The organism is Streptomyces sp. NPDC014995, assembly GCF_043080745.1.
GTDB lineage: Bacteria > Actinomycetota > Actinomycetes > Streptomycetales > Streptomycetaceae > Streptomyces.
In genome coordinates, this window is sequence record NZ_JBIBVX010000004.1 from 215,078 (window position 1) to 233,800 (window position 18,723).

23 protein-coding genes are annotated in these 18,723 nt (G+C 71.2%); 14 read left to right on the top strand and 9 right to left on the bottom strand.

The genetic code is table 11. From position 1 onward, the window contains the following. Positions 1 to 15: 15 nt before the first annotated feature. The 3 genes from rpsG to ACF1A1_RS10625 all read right to left on the bottom strand — a co-directional run bounded on the left by rpsG (position 16) and on the right by ACF1A1_RS10625 (position 2,280). A complete protein-coding gene (rpsG, locus tag ACF1A1_RS10615; RefSeq protein ID WP_168371942.1) occupies positions 16 to 486 on the bottom strand; it encodes a 30S ribosomal protein S7 in 471 nt (156 codons plus the stop codon). Positions 487 to 488: 2 nt separating this feature from the next. Further along, a complete protein-coding gene (gene rpsL, locus ACF1A1_RS10620) occupies positions 489 to 860 on the bottom strand; it encodes a 30S ribosomal protein S12 (protein WP_003948652.1) in 372 nt (123 codons plus the stop codon). A gap of 388 nt (positions 861 to 1,248) precedes the next feature. Further along, the gene (locus tag ACF1A1_RS10625; RefSeq protein ID WP_391999051.1) at positions 1,249 to 2,280 is read right to left on the bottom strand and encodes a glycosyltransferase family 2 protein; all 1,032 of its coding nucleotides are present in this window, start codon (positions 2,278 to 2,280) and stop codon (positions 1,249 to 1,251) included. 140 nt (positions 2,281 to 2,420) lie between these two features. On the opposite strand from ACF1A1_RS10625, the gene ACF1A1_RS10630 reads away from it, so the two are divergent. Next, the gene (locus tag ACF1A1_RS10630; protein ID WP_391998801.1) at positions 2,421 to 3,698 is read left to right on the top strand and encodes a hypothetical protein; all 1,278 of its coding nucleotides are present in this window, start codon (positions 2,421 to 2,423) and stop codon (positions 3,696 to 3,698) included. A gap of 250 nt (positions 3,699 to 3,948) precedes the next feature. On the opposite strand, the gene ACF1A1_RS10635 is transcribed toward ACF1A1_RS10630, so the two are convergent. The 4 genes from ACF1A1_RS10635 to ACF1A1_RS10650 form a co-directional block, all read right to left on the bottom strand. Continuing rightward, on the bottom strand, positions 3,949 to 4,434 hold the full coding sequence (locus ACF1A1_RS10635; protein WP_391999053.1) for a DUF4190 domain-containing protein: 486 nt from the start codon (positions 4,432 to 4,434) through the stop codon (positions 3,949 to 3,951). A 161-nt stretch (positions 4,435 to 4,595) separates the two neighbouring features. Next, positions 4,596 to 4,811 (bottom strand): hypothetical protein, encoded by a 216-nt coding sequence (locus ACF1A1_RS10640; RefSeq protein ID WP_391998802.1) that lies wholly within the window; start codon positions 4,809 to 4,811, stop codon positions 4,596 to 4,598. After that, positions 4,808 to 5,386: a hypothetical protein gene (locus tag ACF1A1_RS10645; protein WP_391998803.1), complete on the bottom strand. Its 579-nt coding sequence runs from the start codon at positions 5,384 to 5,386 to the stop codon at positions 4,808 to 4,810. Before ACF1A1_RS10645 ends, ACF1A1_RS10640 begins: the two co-directional genes overlap by 4 nt. Before the next feature lie 415 nt (positions 5,387 to 5,801). Continuing rightward, entirely contained in the window at positions 5,802 to 6,272 is a 471-nt protein-coding gene (locus tag ACF1A1_RS10650) for a WhiB family transcriptional regulator (protein ID WP_391998804.1), read from the bottom strand. 250 nt (positions 6,273 to 6,522) lie between these two features. Between ACF1A1_RS10650 and ACF1A1_RS10655 the strand changes: the two genes are divergently transcribed. From ACF1A1_RS10655 to ACF1A1_RS10675, 5 genes are all read left to right on the top strand, one after another. Beyond that, positions 6,523 to 7,017 (top strand): helix-turn-helix domain-containing protein, encoded by a 495-nt coding sequence (locus tag ACF1A1_RS10655; protein ID WP_391998805.1) that lies wholly within the window; start codon positions 6,523 to 6,525, stop codon positions 7,015 to 7,017. 482 nt (positions 7,018 to 7,499) lie between these two features. Beyond that, entirely contained in the window at positions 7,500 to 7,913 is a 414-nt protein-coding gene (locus tag ACF1A1_RS10660; protein ID WP_391998806.1) for a hypothetical protein, read from the top strand. Between the two features lie 145 nt (positions 7,914 to 8,058). Further along, positions 8,059 to 8,661 carry a phage tail protein gene (locus ACF1A1_RS10665; RefSeq protein ID WP_391998807.1) on the top strand — a complete coding sequence of 201 codons (603 nt, stop codon included), beginning with the start codon at positions 8,059 to 8,061 and terminating at the stop codon, positions 8,659 to 8,661. 92 nt (positions 8,662 to 8,753) lie between these two features. Beyond that, complete coding sequence (locus tag ACF1A1_RS10670; protein WP_360332101.1) at positions 8,754 to 9,044, top strand: hypothetical protein; 291 nt, start codon at positions 8,754 to 8,756, stop codon at positions 9,042 to 9,044. 65 nt (positions 9,045 to 9,109) lie between these two features. Continuing rightward, positions 9,110 to 9,493 carry a hypothetical protein gene (locus ACF1A1_RS10675; protein ID WP_391999054.1) on the top strand — a complete coding sequence of 128 codons (384 nt, stop codon included), beginning with the start codon at positions 9,110 to 9,112 and terminating at the stop codon, positions 9,491 to 9,493. A 36-nt stretch (positions 9,494 to 9,529) separates the two neighbouring features. On the opposite strand, the gene ACF1A1_RS10680 is transcribed toward ACF1A1_RS10675, so the two are convergent. Continuing rightward, entirely contained in the window at positions 9,530 to 10,375 is an 846-nt protein-coding gene (locus tag ACF1A1_RS10680) for a hypothetical protein (protein ID WP_391998808.1), read from the bottom strand. Between the two features lie 484 nt (positions 10,376 to 10,859). On the opposite strand from ACF1A1_RS10680, the gene ACF1A1_RS10685 reads away from it, so the two are divergent. Both ACF1A1_RS10685 and ACF1A1_RS10690 read left to right on the top strand, forming a co-directional pair. Beyond that, positions 10,860 to 11,069 carry a hypothetical protein gene (locus tag ACF1A1_RS10685; protein WP_391998809.1) on the top strand — a complete coding sequence of 70 codons (210 nt, stop codon included), beginning with the start codon at positions 10,860 to 10,862 and terminating at the stop codon, positions 11,067 to 11,069. Positions 11,070 to 11,143: 74 nt separating this feature from the next. Next, positions 11,144 to 11,434: a hypothetical protein gene (locus tag ACF1A1_RS10690; RefSeq protein ID WP_391998810.1), complete on the top strand. Its 291-nt coding sequence runs from the start codon at positions 11,144 to 11,146 to the stop codon at positions 11,432 to 11,434. Between the two features lie 87 nt (positions 11,435 to 11,521). Here ACF1A1_RS10690 and ACF1A1_RS10695 read toward each other — a convergent pair whose 3' ends face one another. Then, the gene (locus ACF1A1_RS10695) at positions 11,522 to 12,052 is read right to left on the bottom strand and encodes a hypothetical protein (protein ID WP_391998811.1); all 531 of its coding nucleotides are present in this window, start codon (positions 12,050 to 12,052) and stop codon (positions 11,522 to 11,524) included. Positions 12,053 to 12,168: 116 nt separating this feature from the next. Here ACF1A1_RS10695 and ACF1A1_RS10700 point away from each other — a divergent pair, with 116 nt between their 5' ends. The 6 genes from ACF1A1_RS10700 to ACF1A1_RS10725 are packed head-to-tail and all read left to right on the top strand — an operon-like array spanning position 12,169 to position 18,699. Then, entirely contained in the window at positions 12,169 to 12,771 is a 603-nt protein-coding gene (locus ACF1A1_RS10700) for a hypothetical protein (protein WP_391998812.1), read from the top strand. A 50-nt stretch (positions 12,772 to 12,821) separates the two neighbouring features. Beyond that, the gene (locus tag ACF1A1_RS10705) at positions 12,822 to 14,018 is read left to right on the top strand and encodes a phage tail protein (RefSeq protein ID WP_391998813.1); all 1,197 of its coding nucleotides are present in this window, start codon (positions 12,822 to 12,824) and stop codon (positions 14,016 to 14,018) included. Then, complete coding sequence (locus tag ACF1A1_RS10710) at positions 14,015 to 15,301, top strand: tape-measure protein (RefSeq protein WP_391998814.1); 1,287 nt, start codon at positions 14,015 to 14,017, stop codon at positions 15,299 to 15,301. The genes ACF1A1_RS10705 and ACF1A1_RS10710 overlap by 4 nt, the downstream gene beginning before the upstream one ends. A gap of 18 nt (positions 15,302 to 15,319) precedes the next feature. Further along, a complete protein-coding gene (locus ACF1A1_RS10715) occupies positions 15,320 to 16,240 on the top strand; it encodes a phage distal tail protein (RefSeq protein WP_391998815.1) in 921 nt (306 codons plus the stop codon). Positions 16,241 to 16,244: 4 nt separating this feature from the next. After that, the gene (locus ACF1A1_RS10720) at positions 16,245 to 17,438 is read left to right on the top strand and encodes a hypothetical protein (RefSeq protein ID WP_391998816.1); all 1,194 of its coding nucleotides are present in this window, start codon (positions 16,245 to 16,247) and stop codon (positions 17,436 to 17,438) included. A gap of 49 nt (positions 17,439 to 17,487) precedes the next feature. Beyond that, a complete protein-coding gene (locus ACF1A1_RS10725; protein ID WP_391998817.1) occupies positions 17,488 to 18,699 on the top strand; it encodes a hypothetical protein in 1,212 nt (403 codons plus the stop codon). Positions 18,700 to 18,723 lie beyond the last annotated feature (24 nt).

Consider the following 18,723-nt stretch of genomic DNA (forward strand, 5'->3'; position numbering starts at 1 on the left):
CGATGTGGACTGCGACTACCAGCGGTAGTGCGCGAAGGCCTTGTTGGACTCGGCCATCTTGTGCGTGTCCTCGCGCTTCTTCACGGCCGCACCGAGGCCGTTGGAGGCGTCGAGCAGCTCGTTGAGCAGACGCTCGGTCATGGTCTTCTCGCGACGGGCGCGGGAGTAACCGACCAGCCAGCGCAGCGCCAGGGTGTTGGCACGGCCGGGCTTGACCTCGACCGGGACCTGGTAGGTGGCGCCACCGACACGGCGGGACTTGACCTCGATGGTCGGCTTGATGTTCTCGAGAGCGCGCTTCAGCGTGATGACCGGGTCGTTGCCGGTCTTGTCGCGCAGGCCCTCCATGGCGCCGTAAACGATCCGCTCGGCAGTCGAGCGCTTGCCGTTCAGCAGCACCTTGTTGATCAGGGAGGTCACCAGAGGAGAACCGTAGACCGGGTCGATGATGACCGGGCGCTTCGGGGCGGGGCCCTTACGAGGCATTCTTACTTCTCCTTCTTGGCGCCGTAACGGCTGCGAGCCTGCTTGCGGTTCTTGACACCCTGGGTGTCGAGCGAGCCGCGGATGATCTTGTAGCGAACACCCGGCAGGTCCTTCACACGGCCGCCGCGCACGAGCACGATGGAGTGCTCCTGCAGGTTGTGTCCCTCACCCGGAATGTAAGCGGTGACCTCGATCCCGCTGGTCAGACGCACACGCGCGACCTTACGCAGGGCCGAGTTCGGCTTCTTCGGGGTGGTCGTGAACACACGCGTGCAGACGCCGCGACGCTGAGGGGAACCCTCGAGTGCGGGCGTCTTGTTCTTCTCGACCTTGTCCTGCCGGCCCTTGCGGACCAGCTGCTGGATCGTAGGCACTACTTCTCCGGTTTCTGTGTGCCGATGGGTACAGCTAACCTGGAACATCGCCGACCCACGCGGTCGGGTGTGTCGAATCCCGCGGACTCCCGCCGCCAGGCAGAAAGAAGCGCAGATTGCGGTGGCCGGTCTCAGCCCCGGTGCGGTCGAAGGCACGCACGAGGGCCAGGGCACACCCCAGGCACAAGGTCTGAGCGTACCCAGCGCACTCACTCCGGTCAAAACAGGGGCGACGCCACCGACGCACGGGGGCTCGCGGGCCGGATGACCTGCGCTCCCGCGAGGGTGCGCGCTTTTACCACGGGCCGCGTGGACCCGCAAGCGGAACGCTCACCGCCGCGGGGGGTGCCTGGTGTGTCCCCGGGCGTGCGTGTGTTGTGGGGGGCGATTACCCGCGCAGAGTGCTTTCATGCGCCGCCGGGGCCTCCGGCGCCGCCGCCGGGGGCTCCGGCGCCGTCGGCCGCTCCGGGGGTGGCGACGTCGCCGTGTCGTGGCCCACGAAGTACGTGGGGCGGTTCTGTACGGCCGTGTAGATGCGGCCGACGTACTCGCCGAGCAGCCCCACGCAGATCAGCTGGACCGCGCCGATGAACAGGACGCCGGTGAAGAGTGAGGTCCAGCCGGGGACGGTGTGGTCGAAGGCGTGGGCGCCGAGGGTGTAGACCATCAGGCCCAGGCAGACCAGGAAGGCGAAGCCGCCCAGCCAGGTGGCGATGCGCAGCGGGGCCGCGGAGAAGCCGGTGACGCTGTCGACCGCGAGGCGGATCATCCGGCCCAGGGGGTACTTGCTGCGGCCCGCCGGGCGCGGGGCGCGCTCGTAGGTGACCCGGCCGCTGGGGAAGCCGAGCCAGGGCACGAGGAGGCGGTAGACGCGCTGCTGGTCGGGCAGGGACTTCAGCGCGTCGACGGCGGCCCGGCTGAGCAGCCGGAAGTCACCGGCCTGTGCGGGTACCGAGGGGCCGGCCAGGCGGCGCACGAGCCGGTAGTACAGGCCTGCCGTCCACCGTTTGAACCCCGTGTCGCTGGCCCGGTCGGCCCGGATGCCGTAGACGATGTCGAGGCCCTCGTCGCGGGCCAGCGCGAGCATGTCGGGGATCTTCTCGGGCGGGTCCTGGAGGTCGGCGTCGAGGCTCACCACGTACGCGCCGACCGCCCGGTCCAGGCCCGCGGTCAGGGCGGCCTGGTGGCCGGAGTTGCGGCGCAGGCCGATCACGCGCAGCTGGGGCCAGCCGAGCCGGAAGGCCGCGAGCAGTTCGGCGGTACGGTCGGCGCTGCCGTCGTCCACGGCCACCACCTCGTAGCCGACGCCGAGGTTCGCGAGGACCGGGCGCAGCCTGCTGACCAGTGCGGGAAGGACCTCTTCCTCGTTGTACATCGGTATGACGACCGACAAGACGGTCGGAGGAGTTGTTGTATCCATTGCCTCAGCCACCCGCCCCTCCCCCAACCCCTGGCGCGAATGTGCGACTCTGTTGTGATCTTATGACAGACACTTCACGATCATCCGGACAGTCGTTCCTCCCCGGGTTCCGGTGATCGGGGCCGAGGGGGACCACAGTCATGAGCACGGCTTCCAGTGACACGGCGACGGATTCCGCCGTGCCCGGCGAGCAGGAGGCACGGCCATGGCGTGTCCGCCGCCTCGCCCTGCCGGCCGGTGTACGACCGTACCTTGCCCCGCTGATCCTTTACGGCGTCCTGAAGCTCGTCGGGCTCACCGTCTTCGCGTTCCTGCTGGAGGCGGCCGGCGACTACCGCAAGAAGGAGCCGCGGTTCGGCGGGGGCGCCCACTGGTGGGACGTCCTCTCCACCTGGGACGGCTGGTGGTACCTCCAGGTGGCCGAGAAGGGGTACGACCCGCGTCCGCTGGAGCGGCTCGATCCCGGTGGCCTGTTCACGGTCAAGCAGAACTCCGTCGCCTTCTTCCCGCTGTACCCGGGCCTGATCCGGGGCGTGTCGGAGGTGACCGGGCTCGGGCTGTTCGGGTCCGGGATCCTCGTCTCGGTCGTCGCCTCCTTCGTCGCGGCCGCCGGGATCTACGCCGTGATCTCGCTGCTCGCGGGCGCCCGCGCGGGCACGATCGCCGCCGGGCTGTGGGCCGTGGCGCCCGGCGCGGGCGTCGAGTGGGCGGTGTACTCGGAGTCCCTGTTCGTGGCGATAGCGGCCTGGTGCTGCTACTGCGTGATGAAGCGCCGCTGGGTGGCGGCCGGCCTGCTCGCCTTCGTGGCGGGCCTGAACCGGCCGACCTCCGCCGCGCTCATCGGCGCGGTCGGTCTCGCCGCGCTGGTGACGCTGGCGCGGCGGGAGAGCAGACGCGAGCACGGAGTGGCGGGACCGGTGTACGCCATGGTCGCCGCGCCGCTCGGGCTGCTCACCTACGTGGCCTGGGTGGGCCTGAGCATGGGCGACCTGACGGCGTACTTCACGCTCCAGCGCGAGGGGTGGGCGCACTACTTCGACTTCGGCGCCTACACCCTCGACGTCCTGGGCAACACGGCCGTCGGCCACCACAACTACCTGTTCGCCTTCTCCGTCCCCGACCTCCTCGCCGTGCAACTGGTGCTGGCGCTGCCCTTCCTGATCGCGCTGATGCTGCGCAAGAAGCCGCCGCTGGTGCTGGTCGCGTACACGCTGGCGAGCATCGTCACCGTGCTGGGCACCCAGCAGATGTTCGGCAACACCCCTCGCTACCTGCTGCCGTGCTTCCCGCTGCTGCTCGCCCCGGCGGCGGCGATGAGCCGGCTGAAGCTGCCCAGCCTGGTGGTGTTCTTCTCGACGGCGGCACTGGCGTCGGGGTGGTACGCGCACTACGTGATGTTCGAGCTGGGGATTCCGTAGGCGGGGCCGTGGTGACGTGGTGAGTGGGCCCGCCGATCCTGGAGTGAGCGGGCCCGCCGGGCCGTGGTAGGGCCGACCGGCCCACCGTGCCGGATGGGCGGTTCCGCCGACGCGTGAGGAGTGGGCCCGCCGATGGGGGCCGGCCCGCCGGCCCGTGGTGAGAGGCCACCGGCTCATGGTCGGTCGACCCGCCGATGGGTGGGGAGCCGGCCCATGGGGGTCGGTCCGCCGGGCCGTGCGGGGCCGGTGGTCAGCTCCCCGCGACCGCTGCCAGGAACAGGATCGCCAGGATGACCGCCCAGCCCGCCACGGACAGCCAGCCGAGGACGAGGCCGGCCATGGCGAAGCCGTCGCCGCCCTCGCCGGTCCGGCGGATCTCGGCACGGGCCGTGTGCCCGAGGATCACCGCGGGGACGCCGGTCAGGCCCATGGTCATCGTGGTGAGGACACCACAGACCATGGAGCCGACCGCCTTGCCGTTGGTGGGCGGCGGCGGGGCGGGCATGAACGTGCGCGGCACCGGCGCGGAGTACGCCTGCACAGGCGGTGCCGAGGGCTGTATGGCCACAGGGCCCTGCGGCAGGTCGGCGATGAGCAGGGACAGCTCGGCGACGGTACGGGCCTCGTACGCCCGGCCCACCCGCCTTTCGAACTCGGCCTGTTGGAGACGCCCCTCGGCGAACCCCGCTCTGAGCACGTCCACGGCGCGCTCGCGATCCGCGTGGGACGCGAGCATCGACGGACTGCTCTGCGCCTGCCACGGCTGCCATGGCGACGGATACGACACGGACACCTCCCCCGGACGGCTTGAATGCCTCCATCATTCCCCTACGTTCCGGGGCCCGCGATGGTTCCCCCGCACGAACCACCGATTCCACCGGGGTGATGTGGCAAGGCTCACCGCACCCGGCGGTTCGTCCCGCGGGCCGCGCGTTCGGCCGCGAAGACGTCCTCCAGGCGGAAGAGCTGGGCACGGCCCGCCTTCCCGGCCGGTTTCAGATGACCCAGCTGGACCCACTTGCGGATGGTCGCGGGGGCGACCCCGACCTCCTGGGCGGCGAGGGGGCCGGGGATGAGCGTCGGCCGTTCGGGGTCGTTCCTCGAGCCGCTCATCGGGCCGCCGCCTTCCACTCGCCCTCGTCCCAGGTGTGCCGGTAGGCCGGATCGTCGTGGCAGCCGCAGTCCGGCTCCGGACAGCGGCAGGCCGGGTTGATGCAGAGGACGGCGCCCCGGTCGGGGAAGGCCCGCAGCGACACCGAGTCGCACCAGGGACAGCGCCCGGGCATCCGTACGACGGTCTCGGTGTCCCCCAGCGCGCGGGCGCACCGGCGCGCCATCCGCCGCGTCTCGTCCCGCACATGCGCGGCCAGGACGGGGTCGGCGGCGATGCCGTCGAGCAGGGAGGCGATCCGTTTCAGCCGCTCCGGCACGGGTGCCCGGCGTGGGCGGGGCAGCCCGAGGCGGTCCCGTACGGCCTCCTCCAGCTCCACGACGCCGTCGGAGATGTCACGGATGGCGTCCGAGATGTGCAGCCGGAGTGGCGCGGCGCTGTGCCCGGGGGCGACGAGCCCGTGCTGCTGCTGGAGCAGCAGTGCCTCTTCCCGTTCCTGCCGCAGTCGGGCGGCGAGGTCGGCGGGGGGCGGGGACGGCGCCGGACGGTGGGCGGGTGCGGCGCGGCCGGGGACCAACTCGGCGGCGAGCTCCGGGAGCTGCTGGAGGAGGTGGGTTATCCAGAGCGCGGCCTGGGTGGTGGGGCGGGGATCGGTGAGGCTGGGATCGGTGAGGCTGGGATCGGTGAGGCTGGGATCGGTGAGGCGAGGATCGGCGGGGCGAGGATCAGCGGGGCGGGAGCGCGTTGGGCGGGAGTCCCTGCGGCCGGAATCCGTGAGGCGGGAATCGGCGGGGCCAGAACCCGTGCGCCCGGAAGCCGTTGGACGGGAACCCGTAAGGCCGGAAACCGTAAGGCCGGAATCCGCGGGGCGGGAGTTCGTCGGGTGCGGCTTGGCGAGGTCGGCGTCGGCGGGGTGGCCACCGGGCACTCGGTGTGCGGCCGGGCGCTCCCCGGACACTCGGCCTGCCGGGTGGCCCTCGCTCGGTCGGTTCTCAGCCAAGGTGGCCTCCCTGGAGGGCGGACGCGGTGGTCGGGACCGGCGCGCTGGTCAAGGCCGGCGCGGCGGTCCGGCGCGGCACAGTGGTCAGGCCGGGCGGGGTGGTCGGTGCGGGCCGGGTGGTCAGGACCGGCGCGGTGGTCGGGCCCGGCTCGGAGTTCGGAGCGGACGGTGGCCGGGGCGCGGGGACGAGACGGTCGGGTACGGCGACCGGGCGGCCGGAGCGCCAGAGGCGGCCTCCGCAGACTCCGTCGAACCAGTTGTCCGCCGGGGCCACCGCCTCCTCACAGGCGCGCCGCACCGTACAGCCGGCGCAGGCCCGCAGCGCCGCGGCGGCCTCCTTGGCCTTCTTGGAGAAGACGACCCGCGGGGAGAGCCCGGCACAGGCGGCGGCGGACTGCCAGCCGACGGCACGGGACGGGCGTGAGCGATCCGGTGGGCAGGAACTGGTTTCGGGCATGGACATGGGACCCCCCTGTCGGTTCCGGAAGACGGTCCGTCGACGGACGGCCGTACGAAGTGAACGCCCTCCAGAGTACAGATTGCGTGCGCGCCCGCAACGACCTTCCGGATCCCGGCGCTCCGCCACCCTCTCGAAATCTCCACGAACCTCCACGAACAGCGTGCACTTTGCTCAGTGCTTGCACGAGAGCACGTAATTCCGCGCGCGCAAGCAAGCTAAACTCCCCATCACCCCCCGAAGGAAGCGAGCTGACATGAACAACCAGGACCTGGACGCGTTCGCCGCGTGGGTCGAAGACCTCATGCGCGACCGCGGCTACGACATCGACAGTCCACGCGGCGGCGGTAAGTCGCGGATCGCGGACGAGGCGGGCGTACACCGCGCGGCCGTCACCCGTCTGCTGCAGCGGCAGAGCATGCCCGACCTCGAGACCACGCGCCGCCTCGCGCGCGTGCTCGGCGTCCCGGTCCGCGACATGCTCATCCGCTCCGGCCGGCTGACCGCCGAGGAACTCGCCGACCCGCACGACTATGTGGCCGCCCCCGCGCCCAACGCGGAGTACGGCCGTCGCCCCACGCTGGAGGAGGTCGCAGACCTGCTCGGCGTGCCCGCCGACCGGCGGGAGATGTTCGTCAGAGTGGTGGAGCAGTTCCTGCCGAACGACGACGAGATCGCGGCGCACCAGGAACGCGAGGACCGGCGGGTACTGGTGGAGGCCGCGACGGCGGCGTCCCCCGGCGCCGACTGATCCGCTTCGGCCGATCCCACGACGGAGACGCCGACTACGAGCACCCGTGGGCCGACGGGTGCCCCTCGTAGACGTCGGACACCTCGCGGGCCGGGGGCAGTCCGTACACGTGGGCACCCCCGTACACGTGGGCACCCCGTAGACGTGGGCATCTCCTGGACGTCGGGCGCACGTCCGCCCTCAGCGCGGCACGCGTTCCCTGCACACAGCTCCCTTCCGGAACCCTGTCGCCCCACCGGCTTCCGCGCCCCCACCTCGCACTTCCGCCCCTCCAGCGCCTCTGGTCGCGATTACCTCGCCGATTTAGTTGCGTGCGCGCACGCTCGTCTGTCACAGTTGGTGCAGCGGCGGAGCTGTGCCCGCGGCCCCCGCGGGCCGCACCCGTCGCCGTACGCCGGGCCGAGGCGCCGCGCGCCTCCCCTGCCGCCCCCGCGCTGCGCCCGCCCGGCTGCCTTCCCTTCTTCCCGGCGAGGTGACCCGGCATGACCACACCCACCCCACCGAGCGCCTTCCCGGACGTCGAGGCCCTGGTCGTCGACATCCTGGAGGCCGACTCGGCCCTCTCCACCGCGCTCGTCACCGTCGACCCGCCGTCGGACTTCGACGGCACGACCGCCGCCGTGCTCGTCAACCGGCGCGGCGGCGCGTGGGTCGGCGAGCTCCACGTCGACCAGCCGCTGATCGAGCTGGAGGTGTACGGCCCGACCAAGCAGGCCGCGCACGTCCTGGCCAACTCCGCCCGCCGCGCGCTGATGGCCGCGGCCGGCAACCGCTACGGCACCAACCTCATCACCGAGGTGGAGGAGCAGGACGGCCCGCGCTGGCTGCCCGACTACCTCTACAGCGCGGCCAACCGCTACGTGACCGTGCTCAAGGTGTTCATCGACGTCTACTGACGCACCCCGCGCGGCCCGGCCCGCCCGTGCGCCGCGCCCCACAGACCGAAGGCCCCGACCGTCCCGACGGCGGGGCCTTCGCCGTACCCGGAACGGCCGGGAACGGCACCCCCGCATCACCATCCGTCCATAAGGAGACCCACCCATGGCAGGCACCAACTCCTCCGAGATCCGCATCGCCGGAGTCGGCCGGCTCTACGTCGCCCCGGCCGACACCGACCTCCCGACGACCTTCTCCTCCGACACCGCCACCGACTGGGCCGGCTGGAAGAACCTCGGCTTCACCTCCGGTGAGGGCGTCACCTTCAGCAAGAAGGACAAGCTGGAGCCGGTCGACGTGTGGCAGGCCGTCAGCCCGGTGCACTTCGTGTACTCGGACCGCGACCTGACCCTGAAGTTCTCGCTGCTGCAGTTCAACGAGGACACGCTGCCGTTCTTCATGGGCGGCGGCGGCGTCAACGCCGTGGGCACCGGCACGGGCGTCTACCAGTACGACATCGCCGACCGCCCGTACGCCGACGTGCGCGCCCTCGGCCTGGAGTTCACCGACGTCCGGGCGAGCGACGGCACCACCCCGGTGACGTACCGCTTCGGCATCCCGCGCGGCCAGGTCACGGCGGCCGACGACATCAAGCTGGCCCGCAAGTCGCCGGCCCAGCTCGGCATCACCTTCACGGCGATGGCCGCGGGCGACGGCTCGGCGCTGGCCAGCTTCGTGATGAAGGACGCCTCGTACGCCGCGTCCTGACCCACCGGGGTGGGGCGGGCTCCCCGCCCGCCCCACCCCGGACCCCTCCCTCTTCCCACCTGGCTTCACGGACCCAAGGAGCACCCATCACCATGGCCCGTTTCGACGTCAACGCCGCCCGCGCCCAGCGCCTGGAAGCCCTCGGCCGCACCTGGTCGTTCGAGCTCGACGGCGAGAGCTTCACCCTGCCCACGGAGCTGACCCGCGCCACCGCGAAGGCGCTGCGCAAGCTCGACGACAACGACGTGGACGGGCTGCTCGGGCTGCTCATGGGTGAGCAGCAGTTCGCCCGCTTCGAGCGGCACGAGGTCACCATGCAGGACATCGCCGCCATCCTGGAGGCCTACGGCAAGGAGACCGGGCTCGGCCTGGGGGAAGGCTGAGCCTCGTCGGGTTCGTCGACGAACACGCCGAGGCCCTCGAAGCCGACCTGCTCCGCTACTACGGCATCGACCTGCTCGACTGGCACCGGGACCGCCTCTCCGCGCGGCGGCTCTCGGTGCTCATCCAGCATCTGCCGCGGGACAGCGCCCTCAACCGCGACCTGCACGGCGAGGCCGCCGACTGGTCGGTGACGGACCATCTGCTGGCCGCCGCGGTGGACCATCTGGCGGCGGCGAACTGGATGTTCGCGTGCGTCAACACCGCCGAGGACGGCGACCAGCCGGAACCTCCGGCGCCGGTGCCGCGTCCGGGGGACGGGGCCGCGGAAACACGACCGGAAGGGGAGGAGGCCGGCCGGACGACGGACGGAACGGCGGAGTCCGGCGGACACGCACCCGCGTCCGACGGTTCGCCGTCTCCGGCCCAGCTGGCGCGTTTCTTCCTCTGAGCCGGGTCGGCCCACACCCCTGTGGACCGACCCGGCTCAGCGCGGCCCCGGCGCCCCGGGCCGCTCGTCGCGCCGTCGTCCGGAGGCCCTGCCCTCCAGGTCGTCGGCGAGTGCCCGGGCCCGGTCCGAAAGCCGGGGCCGCTCCTCGCCACGGGCGCCGGGCTGGTCGGGCTCATCCGGCTCATCCGGCTGGTCGGGCTCGTCGGGCTGGTCGGGCTGGTCGGGCTGGTCGGGCTGATGGAGCCGGCCCTGTTGAGCCCCGCCGGGTCTGCTCCCTTTGTCCCGCCCGGTTCCCGAAGCGTCACCCGGCCGGGCCAGCGGGGGCACACTGGGCCGCCCGTTGCGCCGAACCACCGGTCGCCGCTCCGACGGCGCCGACCGCTTCTCGCGCACCTCGCGGGCGGACAGCAGGAAGTCGCCGGTGGAACCGGCCGGGGTGGAACCGGCCGGGGTGGAACCCTCGGGTTCGTCCCCGCTCGGACCGTCGCCGCTCGCCGCCCGGTCCGGCATCGGCTCGCCAACGTCGCCGGCGGGGGTGGGCGCGGGAGGATCCGACCCGGCCATGGCCGGTGCCGGTGTCCCGTCCGCCACGGACCGCTCCCGCTCCCCGCGTCGCTCCACCCGCGTCACCTCGGAAGGGGGGCGCAGCAGTTGGACGTACGGAAGCTGGATGACCTCTCCGCCGGGCTCGCCCTCCGCCCGCCGGGCCCTGCGGGGGCGGCGGCCGGTGCGGGCGTCGTCCTGGCCCTGGAGGTAGGCGGCGGTGATCCGTTCCTCGTAGGCACGGCGGATCGCGGGCAGTTGCTCGGCGACGACGTCGGCCCAGCCGGCGCTGTAGGCGGCCATCTCGCGGCGGTCGAGCTCGGCTCGTGGCAGGGTCACGAGGCCCTCCGGGTCGTAGCCGAGACGGAGGACGAGCTCGGAGACACGGGCGATGAGATGTGGGAGATCGGGAGACTGTTCCAACCAGTCGATCGGTTGATCATGTCGCGCATTGCTCGCGTCGGAGTCCACCCCGTTGGCCTTGCCCTCGTGCCCTGTCTCTCCGCGCCCCCCGCGCGAGGACGGCCGCCCGTCGCCGTCCACCGTCGTCCGACGGGCCCTCAGGTCGATTGCGGGGCCCTGTAGTTCATGCGTTCTCTTCAACCGACGGGAGAACGGCCGGATCCTACTCCACGAACCTGACACAAGTTTCAGTGCACCCTGCATCGCCGCAGGTCCGGACCGCAGAATCACGGAGAGTCTTCGGCAAACACGGAACGACACCACGAGACTACTCGTACACTAGTTCGAACAGGCGCTTCGAACACCCCAGGAGCGTCATCTGCACCACAGCCCAGCGGACAGACCGGAAAGCAGGCCCGACATGGCGACTGGCACCAGCAACTCCCCGAAGCAGCCGATCGACACCTACACCCGCCTCGCCCATCTCCTGCACACCACGGCCCCCGACGGCGAGGCCCTGCTCGACCGGGTGTACGAAGAACTGCTCGCCCGGGAGTCGCGTGCCTATGCGGCGGGGTGGTCGGACGCGCTGACGGAGGCGCGGCGGGCGCGGCGGGGCGGCCGGCCGTAGACGGCGAGCGGAGACCCGGTCCCTCTGTCGTCCGCCCGAGCACCCAGGGAACACCCACGGAGGAGAGGTCGACGATGCCCGACCGATCGAACGACGACGTGTACGACGAGATCGTCACGCTGAAGCGGATGCTCCGGGGCAACAGGGGCACCGTGAACAACACCATGAGCGGTGGCACGGTGCACGGCGCCGTCATCCAGGCGGGCACCGTGAGCGGTGGGGTGACCGTGAACAACTCGGAGTCCGCCTCCGGCGGCCGGTCCGGCTCCCCGGGAAGCCGGCCGGCCACGGGCGGACCGGCCGTCCCTGTCACTCCTCAGCACGTCCGCACGATGCAGCAGGCGACCCGGGTGGCAGCCGCCTGACCACGACGCTGCGCACCCTGTCCCGGGAGATGGCCCGTGCCGCCCGGGAAGCCGGGACGGACTGACCGCAACGCCCTCCAGGCCCCCTCAGGCGAGCGCCGAGACGATCTTCCAGGCCGCGGTCACTCCCAGCACGGCGCCCACGGTGTTGGCGAACAGCAGGCCGGCGTTCTGCGCCCAGGTGAGCCGCTCGCCTTCCGCCTCCTGCGTCAGGCGCGCGAACCTCGCCTCGCTCATCTCCCACACCATGCCCCGCACCCCTACCGGTCTGCTCGAGGCGAAGAGCAGCCCCACCGCGGCGAACATCAGGGCCAAGCCACCCAGCGGAATCGACGCGCGAAAGAGTTCCACGCCTCCCCAGGCCAACAGGAACGGCGAGATCAGCCGGTACGCCTCATGCCCCCGGCGGTACGGCCGGAACACGACGCCTTCCAGGAAGAGCACACAGAGCACGGCCGCGGGCATGGCGACGAGGACCAGCACGACCTGCCCCGCTTGCCCCATGGAACAGGCGACTCCGGAATAACGGGATCCGCAGCCGCCCGTGACCGCCATGTCCCGATAGACCAGGTAAAGCATCCCGAACAATGCCGCGGGAATTCCGGTGCACAGTGCCATCAGAACATAAGTGCCACCGGTCGGCCGCTCATAAGTGACTTTTTGAGGCATACCGCACTTTTACCTTTTCCTGTCGATCGCCAGATCGTCCCACATTAGATCCAAGGGAAGGCAGCATGTCGACCCCTCCAGAGAACAAACCCAAAACCCCGTCCGAGCGACTGGACACCGTCGAATCCGACATCAAAGCACTCAAGGCCGATGCGGACCAGACGGCCAAGGTCCTGGAACACGCCCAGGTCTGGCTCAAGCCCGAAGCGGTCGGAGCGGCCATGGCCGCCACCCTCGTCGCCGGTGGCATCACCCTCCTGGCGCCGGCATTCGCCATCTTCAAGGCGGAACTGCCCACGATCAAGGATTTCACGCCCCAGATCCACGCCTATGTGGACCGGAAATTCGGCTGGACCTCCGACGTCCTGAAAGCCGAAAGGGCCCTGGAGCGGCGCCTCACCGCAATCGAGGTCTCCGTCGACCTGCACGGCACGAAGATCGTCCAGCTGCGCAGGGACCTCGACGCCGCCGCCAGGCTCGCGTCGGCGGCCGACACGCGGTCCCGGGAGAACAGCCGGTATCTGAGCCGCCAGGCAGCGGCGGTCCAGCGGGTCGGAAGCCGTAGGCCGGTGGATGCCACTCAGGTCCAGGACGCCAGACAGGTGGCCCAGGAGGTCAGGCGTATGGAATTCCATGTCAATTCACTGATCGCCGCTCTCGCGCCCTGACATAAGACCCGCAAAACCGCCTGCATCTCGAAAACAAGGGTTGGTGAAACATGTCACTGTCGCGTTCTCTCGGCAGAGCAGCGTCCTCCTTCAAACAATTCAGCGACAAGGCTCAGTCGGCCGGCCGGGCCGCCGACGGACTGAAACGGAGTGCCAAGGGCGGCGAGGACCAGCTCAAGCGCCTCAAGTCGGCCGCCCAGGGCTCCACGAGCGAGCTCAAGAGCCTCAAGACAGCCTCCGACCAGGCCGAGAAGTCCATCGCCAAGGCCGGCAGGACCGGTTCCACCGCCGGCAAGAACCTCGGCAAGTACGAGTCCGGGGCGAGCAAGGCGGCCAAGGGCCAGGACAAGATGAACAAGTCGATGAAGGGCAACTTCTTCGGCATGCTCATGGAACTGCTCATGCCGCTGATCCAGAAGGTCGTCGAGATGGCGACCAGGTCGAAGACCATGCAGAAGGTCCTGAAGACCGCCTTCGGCGTCATCAAGTCCGTGATCAGCAGCGTCATGAAGGCCATCGGGCCGATCATGAAGAACGCCGCCAAGCTGATCAAGTCGGTCTGGAACGGCATCAAGACGGCGATCTCGAAGGTCGTCAAGGCCGTCGCCACCGTCATCAAGACCTACGTCAACCTCTGGAAGAAGGTCATCAGCACCGCGCTGAAGGCGATCAAGACGGTCGTCTCCAGCGTCTGGAAGGGCATCAAGGCCGTCATCTCGCCCGTCGTCAACTGGGTCAAGTCCGCGATCCCGAACGCCTTCCGGGCCGTCAAGGACAAGCTGTCCAGCATCTGGGGCGGCCTCAAGGGCATCGCGAGCCGGGCCTTCGACGGCATCAAGAGCGCGGTGAAGGGGCCGATCAACGCGGTCATCGGCATCATCAACCGCGCCATCGGCGCCCTCAACGGCATCAAGGTCTCCATCCCGGGCTGGGTCCCGGGCGTCGGCGGCAAGACCTTCGGCGTCAGCCTGCCGAAGATCCCCATGCTGGCCACCGGCGGTGTCGTCATGCCCCGCTCCGGCGGTGTCCCGGCGATCCTCGCCGAGGCCGGTGAGGCGGAGGCCGTCCTGCCCCTGAGCAAGCTCGACCGGCTGCTGCGGCGGGCCGCCGCCGAGGGCCGGGCGTACGCCGGGGCCGCCGGGGCGGGTGGCGGCGCGCTGCACATCGAGCACTACTACGCGGCCGAGAACAGCAGCCCGCAGCGGACCGCCGACGCCCTGATGTTCCTGGCGAAGGCACGCGGATGAGTGCCGCGGCGATCTCCGCACGCGGGCCCGCTGACCCGTTGTCGGGTGTCGCGTCCGCGCTGCGTTCCTTCCGGGTCCGGGTCGAACAGAGCACGGGCGCGCTGAGCTCCGTCACCGGACGGATCAAGAACGGTGCCGCGGCCGCCGACCGCGTGGCCACGACCGCCGCACAGGGCGCCGGTGTCCTGAGCCAGGTGAAGGCGGGCACCGATGCGGCCGCTCGTTCCGTCACCAAGGTGGGGCGGACCGCCGGTACCGCGGCCGCGGGCGTGAAGTCCTTCGGCGCCCGCGCCAAGGGCTCCAGGGGCGCCGTGACCAAGCTCAAGTCCGCCGCCGCAGGCATCCTCTCCCTGGCCGCCGGCCTCATCGACATCGCCGGCCTCCTCGGCGGCCTCATGGGCGCCTTCGGCACCGCCATGACGATCGGCGCCGGCGTCATGCTGGTCATCAACGCCCTCACCCGCGCCAACCCCATCGGCTTCGTCACCGGCCTGCTCCTCCCGGTCGCCGGCTGGCTGATCGACCTCGCGCTGAACTCCGAGACCGGTCAGCGGCTGATGGAACAGCTCGCCACCCTCGTACTGAAGTACGTCGAGGGCTACCTGACCGTCATGACCCCGCTGCTCAAGGGCATCGCGAGCGCGGTGAACACGTACGTCACCGCCTACCTCGGCGTGATCACCACCGCGCTCACCGCGATCGGGGCGCTCGTCGGCACGGGGTTCGCCGTGCTCAAGGCGCTGACCACCGGGGACACCCGGGCGCTCAGCGGCAGGGTGTCGTCGATCTGGCGGGGGTTCAAGGACGCCGTCAAGCCCGCGCTGCGGTGGATCACCCAGGACATCCCCCGGATGTTCACCCGGATCAAGGAGGCCACCTCCCGCACCCTCGGGGCCATGGGCAGGTTCGTCACCACCGGCGCACAGACCTTCGCCGGTGTGGTCAAGGGCCCGATCCAGGGGCTCATCGCCTTCGCCAACTGGGTCATCGACAAGCTCAACGGCCTCAGCGTCAACATCCTCGGCAAGAAGTTCGGCGTGGACCTGGACAAGATCCCGATGCTCGCCGAGGGCGGCATCGCCGTCCCGGGCGCCTCCCGCCAGGCGGGCCGGGTGCTGCCGCTGACCGACCTGGAACGCCGGCGCGCCCTCGCCCGGAAGCGGCGGGCGGCCGCGGGCCACGACCGCCACCACATCAAGGAGTTCCACGAGAGCCGGGGCGCCGGCGCCCGAGGCACCGCGGAAGACCTGATCTTCCTCGCATCCGCTCACGCCTGCCCATGACAGTGAGGTGACGGCCCCATGGCCGAGACGACGACAACCGCATACACCGAGGACGTGGCCCCCGGCTCACTCATCACCCGCGACGGGCAGATGCAGTGGGCCGGACTGCTGATGGGCCCCGGCACCCCCTACGAGATCGACCGCGCGGGGCTGAGCGGCTGGGAGGACCTGCCGGAGTACGACGCCTCCGACGCCGACCACCCCACCGCGCACGGCGCCTGGCCCGGCGCCCGCTACGCCAAGCCGCGCAAGATCGGCGGCACGGTGTGGACCGTTCCCCCGCAGGACGACACCGCCTCCTCGCTCGCCGCGATGCGCGCCCTGCGCCAGGCCCTGCTGCTCGGCGACTCCGAGCGCTGGCTGGCGGTACGGCTGCACGGCGAGACCCTGGCCGTGCGGGCCCGGGTCAGCCAGCGTGTGCTGGCCGCCGACCGGACGTACACCACGCAGGGTGTCTCCCGGGCGTCCGTGCAGTGGTACGCCACCGACCCGCGCCGCTACTCGGTCACCGAGCAGACCGCGGTCACCGGCGCCCCACAGCCGGAGAGCGGCCTGACCTGGCCGCTGACCTGGCCGCTGTACTGGGGTCAGACGGCCTCCACCGGTGATGTGAACGCCGACAACACCGGCTCCGCGCCCACCCATCCGGTGATCGCCTTCACCGGCCCGTGCGCCAACCCCACGGTGACCGACCGCACCTCCGGCCGCCGACTGCGCTACCTGATCAGCCTCACCGCCGGCGACGAGCTCGTCGTCGACACCGCAGCCGGCACGGTCACGCTCAACGGCACCGCCTCCCGCCGCAACACCGCCGCCGCCGACAGCAGCCCGGAGGAACTGTTCGCCTTCGAACCGGGCCGCGCCCAGCTGGCGTTCCGGCCGGACACCTACGACACGGGCGCCCGGATGACGGTCCGCTGGCGTGGGGCGGAGTGGTGACCCCGTGACCGTACGAACCGCCTGGCTCACCGACAGCGGCCAGACCCGGGAGGACACCCGGGTCACGCTGTCCGGTCTGCTCACCCCGAACGCCCTGGTGGCGGAGAACGTCCCTCTCAAGTCCCGGGGCGGCATCGTCCCCGGTGGCTTCGCCCTCACCGGCGCCACCGGCGCGATGACGTTCACCATCGGCACCGGCCGCGCCTTCGTACAGGGCGGCCGGACCGGCCAGGGCACCTACCCGGTGGCCGTGACCGAGCCGGAGACCCTGACGGTCACCGACGGAGACGCCCAGTACGGCCGCGTCGACCTCGTCGAACTGGCCGTCCGGGACGACGTCCACGACGGCACCGGCGCCACGGAGGCCGTCGTCCGCCTGGTCAAGGGCACCCCCGCGGCCATCCCCGCGGCGCCGAACACCCCCGACGGCAGCGCCCTGCCGCTCTACCAGATCAGGGTGCCCGCCGGAGCCTCGGCCGGGTCCGGCGGCCTGGCCTGGGACAGCGCGGTCACCAGCCTGCGCTACCCGACGGTGGCCCTCGGCGGGATCGTCCCGGCGAGCGGCTTCAACGGCGCGTACGCCGGCCAGTACCGGGACAACTCGGGCGTCCTGGAGCGCTGGAACGGCACCGCCTGGATCGCCCACCCCAGGGCCGTCGGCGGCATCGCCCCGACCGGCGCGGTCACCACCGGAAGCTACGTCGGCCAGTACCGCGAGGACGCCGCCGGACTGCTCCAGCGCTGGGACGGCTCGGCCTGGCAGTACGCGGAGGGCCGTACGACCGTGCTGCTCAGCGTCTCGCAGACCACGGCGCAGTCCGTGCCCACCGGCGTGTGGACGCAGATCAGCATGCAGAGCACCGACGTGGACGACGCGGCGGGCTGGTCGGGCTCCCAGACCTACACGGTGCCCAGGACCGGCTGGTGGCGGGTGTCCTGCTCCATCACCTGGTACACGGAGGCCACCTCCGGCAACCGCGGCGCGCGCATCTACCAGAACGGCACCGGTGTCCCGCGGGGCACCTGGCTGACCGGCGCGGGCCCGGGCGCGACCAGCGTCGGCGGCAGCTGCCTGCTCAGGATGACGGCCGGCGACAGGCTCGCCCTCTACGGGTTGCAGCAGTCGGGCTCCACCATCACCACCCTCGGCGGCTCCGGCTACGCCACCAACCTCACGGCCGAATGGCTCAGGTCCTGACCGCCCCTCGCCTTCCCTGCCCCTTCCGGAGATCACAGGAGACCCTCAGATGAACCTGCGCAGCTCATGGGTGGCCGAGACCGGCCAGACCCGCGAGGACACCCGTCTGACCCAGATCGGCGCCACCACCCCGGCCAATCCCCTGGAGGTCCGCTCCGGCATCCTCCCCGGTTCCTACGACGGCCAGTACCGTCTGTCGGGCTTCTGGATGGAGGGCCACGCGGGCACCATGTCCACGACCGTGCACGAGGGCCGGGCCGTCATCCAGGCCGACGGCGGCCAGGGCGCCTACCCGGTCACGCTCGCCGAGCCGTTCCCCCTCGCCTTCGCCGCCGGCCAGGCACAGGACCGCTACGACATGGTCGTCCTGCGGATCTACGACGACCTGTACGACGAGTCCGGCCTCACCAAGGCCGCCATCGAGATCATCCAGGGCACGCCGGACGCCAACCCGGTGCAGCCCGCCCTGCCGGACATCGCGCTGCCGATCTACCGGGTCCGGGTCCGGGCCGGGGTCAGCGCCGGCAACGGCGGCATCAACTGGAACAACGACGCCCTGGACCTGCGCACCCCCACCGTCGCGGTCGGCGGCATCCTGCCGGTCGTCGGCGACACCGGCAACGGCGCCTACCCGGGCCAGTTCCGGGACTCCGGCGGCGCGCTCCAGCGCTGGGACGGTTCCGCCTGGGTGTCGTACCCGAGCGCGCTGGGCGGCATCGCGCCGTCCGGCACGCTCAGCACGGCCAGCTACACCGGGCAGTACCGGGACTCCGGCGGGGTGCTCCAGCGCTGGAACGGCTCGAGCTGGGTGTCGTACCAGCCGGAGCCGAAGTGGACGGACTACACGCCCAAGTGGGGCGCCGAGAGCGGGACCCAGCCCAGCATCGGCAACGGCACCCTCGCCGGCTCGTACGTGAAGACGGGCACGCTCGTGCACGTCCGCATCTACCTCAAGGTCGGTTCGACGACCAACCTGGCGGCCCAGGCCTCCAACGGCAACTGGACCTTCTCCCTGCCGGTCCCGCCGCCGTCGGTCACCTGGAAGCTGGACGGGCGGGTGCTGAACGTGCTCGGCTTCGACGCCTCCGCGGGCCTGCAGTACCCGGGCAGCGGACTGCTCTCGACCACGGGCGGCGGCACCGTGCGCAACCTGCGTGAATCCCTGAAGCAGGGCAACGCCTTCTGGGACAAGGGCTTCCCCTTCGCCTGGGCGGCCGGCGACGTGCTGTCGATCTACGGCACCTACGAATCCGCCTCCTGATCCGGCCACACCCGAAGGACTCGC